7 protein-coding genes and 1 pseudogene are annotated in these 7663 nt (G+C 70.2%); 7 read left to right on the top strand and 1 reads right to left on the bottom strand.

The genetic code is table 11. The features are described from left to right. Positions 1–260 (bottom strand): annotated as a pseudogene (locus ABZ371_RS25955) (hypothetical protein); the annotation flags it as partial. A 617-nt stretch (positions 261–877) separates the two neighbouring features. Between ABZ371_RS25955 and ABZ371_RS25950 the strand changes: the two are divergent. The 7 genes from ABZ371_RS25950 to ABZ371_RS25920 all read left to right on the top strand — a co-directional run. Continuing rightward, positions 878–1237 carry an NADH-quinone oxidoreductase subunit A gene (locus tag ABZ371_RS25950; protein ID WP_003992243.1) on the top strand — a complete coding sequence of 120 codons (360 nt, stop codon included), beginning with the start codon at positions 878–880 and terminating at the stop codon, positions 1235–1237. A gap of 18 nt (positions 1238–1255) precedes the next feature. After that, positions 1256–1810 carry an NADH-quinone oxidoreductase subunit B gene (locus ABZ371_RS25945; RefSeq protein ID WP_069171248.1) on the top strand — a complete coding sequence of 185 codons (555 nt, stop codon included), beginning with the start codon at positions 1256–1258 and terminating at the stop codon, positions 1808–1810. Further along, a complete protein-coding gene (locus ABZ371_RS25940; RefSeq protein ID WP_358683832.1) occupies positions 1807–2523 on the top strand; it encodes an NADH-quinone oxidoreductase subunit C in 717 nt (238 codons plus the stop codon). Before ABZ371_RS25945 ends, ABZ371_RS25940 begins: the two co-directional genes overlap by 4 nt. Beyond that, a complete protein-coding gene (locus ABZ371_RS25935) occupies positions 2523–3857 on the top strand; it encodes an NADH-quinone oxidoreductase subunit D (RefSeq protein WP_358683830.1) in 1335 nt (444 codons plus the stop codon). Before ABZ371_RS25940 ends, ABZ371_RS25935 begins: the two co-directional genes overlap by 1 nt. Before the next feature lie 29 nt (positions 3858–3886). Then, on the top strand, positions 3887–4711 hold the full coding sequence (nuoE, locus tag ABZ371_RS25930; protein WP_358683834.1) for an NADH-quinone oxidoreductase subunit NuoE: 825 nt from the start codon (positions 3887–3889) through the stop codon (positions 4709–4711). Beyond that, positions 4711–6084, top strand: a complete 1374-nt coding sequence (nuoF, locus tag ABZ371_RS25925; RefSeq protein ID WP_358683828.1) for an NADH-quinone oxidoreductase subunit NuoF — start codon at positions 4711–4713, stop codon at positions 6082–6084. Before nuoE ends, nuoF begins: the two co-directional genes overlap by 1 nt. Further along, positions 6081–7663 (top strand): NADH-quinone oxidoreductase subunit G (locus tag ABZ371_RS25920; protein WP_358683826.1); only part of this gene is annotated, 1583 nt, incomplete at its 3' end. The genes nuoF and ABZ371_RS25920, both read left to right, overlap by 4 nt.

The raw sequence follows: 7663 nt of genomic DNA, 5'->3' as shown, positions 1-7663 counted from the left end.
ACGATCAGCAGCCAGACCTCCAGCACCAGCCAGGCCGCCAGGCCGAGCGGCAGGAGGGTGCGCGCCCGTGAGCGCCGTGGACGGTTCTGGGGCGGCGCCCGCCTCCGGCCGGCCCGGTCCGCGGCCTCACCCCCGCGTGGCGTCCACCCGGGCACCGCCCGCGCCGTCACCCGGCATCCGCCCGCGGTGTCGCCGGAGTCGCCCGCGCTGTCCCCGTACTCGCCTGTACCGCCGCACTCGCCCGCACCGCCGCCAGGCACCGTCCGCCCCGGCCGGCCACCGGAACCGCCCGCTCCTGCCCGTCCCCGCCCGCTCCCGACTCACCCCGCCCCGCCCGCACCTCCTCCGGTACCGGAACCGCCACCGCCTCGCCGGGCCCCTCGCGGAACTGCCGTGAGGCGCGGTGTCGCGAGGTCCGGAGCGCCATCTCACGACCGGCTCCGGAGAGTTAGTGAACGAGCGCGCATTGCCATCGTCCACCTCGCTCCCGGCCGCCCCCCTTCCGGGTGGGCCCGAACCGGAAGTCCCGCCTATATCACCCCGCAGGCGTCCATCGCCAATTTGCGTGTAGCCGCCTACGATTGATAGTGCCGTACGGCTTTGACCAGCAGCAACGCCGCCAAATGTCACGTCTCGTAACCGCTCGGCCGCTTCGCGTACGTAGATCACCGCTCATCCGGCTTCATGATCGTTCGACGGGTGGTGGAGATCACAAAGTCGGTGACGTACCCCGTGTCGCAGATCACAGGACGGCAGGCATAGGATGCGGGGCAGTCGGGCTTGTGAACTGCCTCACATGTGCACGATCTTGGTGAGGCGGCGAGCCGGTCGCCCGATGCGGTCCAACGGTCAAGGACGACTGGAAGGAGCGAGGAGCGTGAATGCGTACGCGCCCATCCTCGTGCTCGGCGCCCTGGGGGCAGGGTTTGCGATCTTCTCCGTGGTCATGGCCACGCTTATCGGCCCCAAGCGTTACAACCGGGCAAAACTCGAAGCGTACGAGTGCGGTATCGAACCCACACCCACGCCGGCCGGAGGCGGCCGCTTCCCGATCAAGTACTACCTGACGGCGATGCTGTTCATCGTCTTCGACATCGAGATCGTCTTCCTCTATCCCTGGGCGGTCACCTTCGACGCCCTGGGGATCTTCGGGCTCGTGGAGATGCTGCTCTTCGTGCTCACCGTCTTCGTCGCCTACGCGTATGTGTGGCGCCGGGGCGGCCTGGAATGGGACTGAGGGGCTGAGGGGCACACCATGGGACTCGAAGAGAAGCTGCCGAGCGGCTTCGTGCTGACCACTGTCGAGCAGGCCGCCGGGTGGGTGCGGAAGTCGTCCGTCTTCCCCGCCACGTTCGGCCTCGCCTGCTGCGCCATCGAGATGATGACGACCGGAGCCGGGCGTTACGACCTGGCCCGTTTCGGTATGGAGGTCTTCCGCGGTTCGCCGCGGCAGGCGGACCTGATGATCGTCGCCGGGCGGGTCAGCCAGAAGATGGCACCCGTCCTGCGGCAGGTCTACGACCAGATGCCCAGCCCCAAGTGGGTCATTTCCATGGGGGTTTGCGCGTCATCGGGTGGAATGTTCAACAATTACGCCATTGTGCAGGGTGTTGATCATATTGTGCCGGTCGACATCTACCTGCCGGGATGCCCGCCCCGTCCCGAGATGCTGATCGACGCCATCCTCAAGCTCCACCAGAAGATCCAGGGCTCCAAGCTCGGGGTCAACGCGGAGGAGGCCGCCCGCGAGGCGGAGGAGGCGGCCCTCAACGCTCTGCCCCTGATCGAGATGAAGGGGCTGCTGCGATGAGCGACGAACTCAACACGAACAGCGGCCAGGTGCCCGCGCCGCGTGACGACTCCGGCGAGGTCATCGGCGTACGCAAGGGCATGTTCGGCGTGCGGAACGGCGGCGACACCACCGGCTACGGCGGACTCGTCCGCACGGTGACCCTGCCCGGCCCCGCCTCCCGGCCCTACGGCGGCTGGTTCGACGAAGTGGCGGACGAGCTGGAAGGGGCCCTGGAGGAACAGGACCTGCTCCCCGAGACCGCCATCGAGAAGACGGTCGTCGACCGGGGCGAGCTCACCTTCCACATCGCCCGCGAACACCTGCTCCGGGTCGCCCGCACCCTGCGCGACGACCCCGCCCTGCGCTTCGAGCTCTGCACGGGCGTCAGCGGCGTCCACTATCTCGGGGACAAGGGCCGTGAACTCCACGCCGTCTACCACCTGCGGTCGCTGACCCACGGGCGGCTGATCCGCGTCGAGGTGTCCGCCCCCGACAGCGACCCGCACGTCCCGTCCCTCGTCGAGGTCTACCCGACCAACGACTGGCACGAGCGCGAGACCTACGACTTCTTCGGGCTGATCTTCGACGGGCACCCCGCCCTGACCCGGATCATGATGCCGGACGACTGGCAGGGCTTCCCGCAGCGCAAGGACTACCCCCTCGGCGGCATCGCCGTCGAGTACAAGGGCGCCCAGATCCCGGCTCCGGACCAGCGGAGGTCGTACAGCTGATGAGCACTTCCCACGCAACGCCCCACTCGACGCCCCGCGCCACCACCGAGGGGACCGTGTACACGGTCACCGGCGGCGACTGGGACGAGGTCGTCGAGTCGGCGGTCACCTCCGACGACGAGCGCATCATCGTCAACATGGGGCCGCAGCACCCGTCCACGCACGGTGTCCTGCGGCTCATCCTGGAGATCGACGGCGAGACCGTCACGGAGGCCCGCTGCGGCATCGGCTACCTCCACACCGGCATCGAGAAGAACCTCGAGTTCCGCAGCTGGACCCAGGGCACCACCTTCGTGACGCGCATGGACTACCTGACCCCCTTCTTCAACGAGGCCGCCTACTGCCTCGGGGTCGAGAAGCTCCTCGGGATCGAGGACGAGATCCCCGACCGGGCCACCGTCCTGCGGGTGCTCCTGATGGAGCTCAACCGGCTCTCCTCGCACCTCGTGTGCGTCGCCACCGGCGGTATGGAACTCGGCGCCACGACGATCATGATCTACGGCTTCCGCGATCGTGAACTCGTTCTCGACCTCTTCGAGCTGATCACCGGCCTGCGCATGAACCACGCGTTCATCCGGCCCGGCGGACTCGCCCAGGACCTGCCCCCCGGCGCGGTCGACCGGATCCGCGAGTTCGTGAAGACCATGAAGAAGAACCTGCCGGAGTACGACAAGCTCGCCACCGGCAACCCCATCTTCAAGGCCCGCATGCAGGACGTCGGCTACCTCGACCTGGCCGGCTGCATGGCCCTCGGCGCGACCGGCCCGATCCTCAGGTCCGCCGGCCTCCCGCACGACCTGCGCAAGTCCGACCCGTACTGCGGCTACGAGGACTACGAGTTCGACGTGCCCACCTCCGACACCGCCGACGCCTACGGCCGCTTCCTCATCCGGCTGGAGGAGATGCGCCAGTCGCTCCGGATCGTCGAGCAGTGCCTGGACCGGCTGGAGCCGGGCCCGGTCATGGTCGGGGACAAGAAGATCGCCTGGCCCGCGCAGCTCGCGCTCGGACCCGACGGGCTCGGCAACTCCCTCGACCACATCAGGAACATCATGGGCACCTCCATGGAGGCCCTGATCCACCACTTCAAGCTGGTGACCGAGGGCTTCCGCGTCCCGGCCGGGCAGACGTACACCGCCATCGAGTCCCCCAAGGGCGAACTCGGCGTGCACGTCGTCTCCGACGGCGGGACACGCCCCTTCCGGGTCCACTTCCGCGACCCGTCCTTCACCAACCTCCAGGCCATGGCGGCGATGTGCGAGGGCGGCCAGGTCGCCGACGTCATCGTCGCCGTCGCGTCCATCGACCCCGTGATGGGAGGCGTCGACCGGTGACCGTGTCCAACCGAGAAGTCAGCCTGGGGATGCCGCAGCTCCCCGCCCCCGCCTACCCGGCCGAGGTGCGCGCCCGGCTCGAAGCGGACGCGAAGGAGGTGATCGCCCGCTACCCCGGAAGCCGCTCCGCGCTGCTGCCCCTGCTGCACCTCGTGCAGTCCGAGGAGGGCTACGTCTCCCGCACGGGCATGGCCTTCTGCGCCGAGCTGCTCGGCCTCACCACCGCCGAGGTCACCGCGGTCGCCACCTTCTACACGATGTACCGGCGCCGGCCGAGCGGCGACTACCAGGTCGGCGTCTGCACCAACACCCTGTGCGCGGTCATGGGCGGCGACGCCATCTTCGACCGGCTCAAGGACCACCTCGGCGTCGGCAACGACGAGACGACCGAGGACGGCAAGGTCACCCTCGAACACATCGAGTGCAACGCGGCCTGCGACTTCGCACCCGTCGTGATGGTCAACTGGGAGTTCTTCGACAACCAGACGCCCGAGAGCGCGACGCGGCTCGTCGACGACCTGATCGCCGGGCGGACCGTCGAACCCACCCGCGGCGCCCCCCTGTGCACCTACAAGGAGACGGCCCGGATCCTCGCCGGCTTCCCCGACGAGCGCCCCGGCGCCGTCGAGGCGACCGGCGGAGCGGGCGCCGCCTCCCTGGCCGGACTCAGGCTCGCCAAGGGCGAGGGCGCGCCACAGGCCCGGGTGGTCGGCCAGCGGGGCGGAGCACCCCGGGACACACCGCCGCACGACCCGTCGCCGTCCGAGCACCTCAGCTCGCACGACGCGCCACAGCAGACCGCGGCCTCCGACCCGGAGAACCCCGCCGGGCCCGCAGCCGAGGAGGGGGAGTGATGACCTTGGCAGCCGAGATCGGCACGAACGGCACCAGCCCGGAGAAGCTCCTGGCCCCCGTCCTGTCCGCCTTCTGGGACGAGCCGGAGTCCTGGACGCTGGAGACCTACCGGCGCCACGACGGCTACGAAGGGCTGCGCAAGGCCCTCGCGATGACACCGGACGACCTCATCGCCTACGTCAAGGACTCCGGTCTGCGCGGGCGCGGAGGCGCGGGCTTCCCCACCGGCATGAAGTGGCAGTTCATCCCGCAGGGCGACGGCAAGCCGCACTACCTGGTGGTCAACGCCGACGAGTCGGAGCCCGGGACCTGCAAGGACATCCCGCTCCTCTTCGCCAATCCGCACAGCCTCATCGAGGGGATCGTGATCGCCTGCTACGCGATCCGCTCCTCGCACGCCTTCATCTACCTGCGCGGCGAGGTCGTCCCCGTGCTGCGGCGGCTGCACGAGGCCGTACGCGAGGCGTACGAGGCGGGCTACCTCGGGAAGGACGTGCTGGGTTCGGGGCTCGACCTGGAACTCACCGTGCACGCGGGCGCCGGCGCGTACATCTGCGGTGAGGAGACCGCGCTGCTCGACTCGCTCGAAGGACGGCGCGGCCAGCCCCGGCTGCGGCCCCCCTTCCCCGCGGTCGCCGGCCTGTACGCCTGCCCCACCGTGGTGAACAACGTGGAGTCCATCGCCTCCGTCCCCGCGATCCTGAACAGGGGCAAGGACTGGTTCAAGGCGATGGGCAGCGAGAAGTCCCCGGGCTTCACGCTGTACTCGCTCAGCGGTCACGTCGCCGGTCCCGGCCAGTACGAGGCACCGCTCGGCATCACCCTGCGGCAGCTGCTCGACATGAGCGGCGGCATGCGGGCCGGGCACCGCCTGAAGTTCTGGACGCCCGGCGGTTCGTCCACCCCCATGTTCACCGACGAGCACCTCGACGTCCCCCTGGACTACGAGGGCGTCGGCGCCGCCGGTTCCATGCTCGGCACGAAGGCCCTCCAGTGCTTCGACGAGACCACCTGCGTGGTGCGGGCCGTCACCCGGTGGACGGAGTTCTACGCCCACGAGTCCTGCGGCAAGTGCACACCCTGCCGCGAGGGCACCTACTGGCTCGTCCAGCTCCTGCGCGACATCGAGGCCGGCGACGGGCAGATGGCCGACCTCGACAAGCTCAACGACATCGCCGACAACATCAACGGCAAGTCCTTCTGCGCCCTCGGCGACGGCGCCGCCTCGCCGATCTTCTCCTCGCTGAAGTACTTCCGCGAGGAGTACGAGCAGCACATCACCGGCAAGGGCTGTCCCTTCGATCCGGCCAGGTCGACCCTCTGGGCCGACGACACAGACGACGAGAACGCTCACCGGGGGGTGAACGCATGACAGTCACCACGAGTGCGCCCTCCGGGGGCGGCGAGGCGGCCATCCCGCCCGAGGACCTGGTCACGCTGACGATCGACGGCATCGAGATCAGCGTGCCCAAGGGCACCCTGGTCATCAGGGCCGCCGAGCTCCTGGGCATCGAGATCCCGCGCTTCTGCGACCACCCGCTCCTCGACCCGGCCGGCGCCTGCCGGCAGTGCATCGTCGAGGTGGAGGGCCAGCGCAAGCCGATGGCGTCCTGCACCATCACGTGCACCGACGGCATGGTCGTGAAGTCGCAGATCACCTCACCCGTCGCGGAGAAGGCGCAGAAGGGGGTCATGGAGCTCCTGCTCATCAACCACCCCCTCGACTGCCCCGTCTGCGACAAGGGCGGCGAGTGCCCCCTGCAGAACCAGGCGATGTCGCACGGCGGCACCGACTCCCGGTTCGACGGGAAGAAGCGCACGTTCGAGAAGCCCGTCCCGATCTCCCCGCAGGTGCTGCTGGACCGCGAACGCTGCGTGCTCTGCGCGCGGTGCACCCGCTTCTCCAACCAGGTGGCGGGCGACCCGATGATCGAGCTCATCGAGCGCGGCGCCCTCCAGCAGGTGGGCACCGGGCAGGGCGACCCCTTCGAGTCGTACTTCTCCGGCAACACCATCCAGATCTGCCCCGTGGGGGCGCTCACCTCGGCGGCGTACCGCTTCCGCTCCCGGCCCTTCGACCTCGTGTCGACCCCGTCCGTGTGCGAGCACTGCGCGGGCGGCTGCGCGACCCGGACCGACCACCGGCGCGGCAAGGTCATGCGGCGGCTCGCCCTCGACGACCCCGAGGTCAACGAGGAGTGGCTCTGCGACAAGGGCCGCTTCGGCTTCCGCTACGCGCAGCAGCGCGACCGGCTCACCACCCCGCTGGTACGCAACGCGGACGGGGTCCTGGAAGCGGCGAGCTGGCCCGAGGCGCTCGCGGCCGCCGCGGCCGGCCTCTCGGCGGCCCACGGCAGGGCCGGTGTCCTCACCGGCGGCCGGCTGACCGTCGAGGACGCCTACGCCTACAGCAAGTTCGCCCGGATCGCCCTCGGCACCAACGACATCGACTTCCGGGCCCGGACGCACAGCGCCGAGGAGGCGGACTTCCTCGCCGCCCGCGTCGCCGGCCGCGGACGCGACCTCGACGGCACCGGAGTCACCTACACCGCGCTGGAGAAGGCCCCGGCGGTGCTGCTGGCCGGCTTCGAGGCGGAGGAGGAGGCCCCCGGGGTCTTCCTGCGGCTGCGCAAGGCGCACCGCAGACACGGGCAGCGGACGTTCGCCCTCGCCTCCCACGCCACGCGCGGTCTGGTGAAGGCCGGCGGCACCCTGCTCCCCGCCGCTCCGGGCACCGAGACGGAGTGGCTGGACGCACTGGCCGGCGGTGTCGGCCTGGAGGGGGACGGAGCCCTCGCGGCCGAGGCGCTGCGCGGTGCGGGCGCCGTCATCCTGGTCGGTGAGCGGCTCGCCGGGGTGCCCGGCGCGCTGACCGCGGCCGTGCGCGCCGCGGCGGCGACCGGGGCGACGCGGGGGTGGATCCCGCGGCGGGCCGGCGAGCGCGGTGCGCT

This window comes from Streptomyces sp. NPDC005899, from assembly GCF_040629645.1.
Lineage (GTDB): Bacteria > Actinomycetota > Actinomycetes > Streptomycetales > Streptomycetaceae > Streptomyces.
This window is presented reverse-complemented; position numbering and strand designations above follow the sequence as displayed.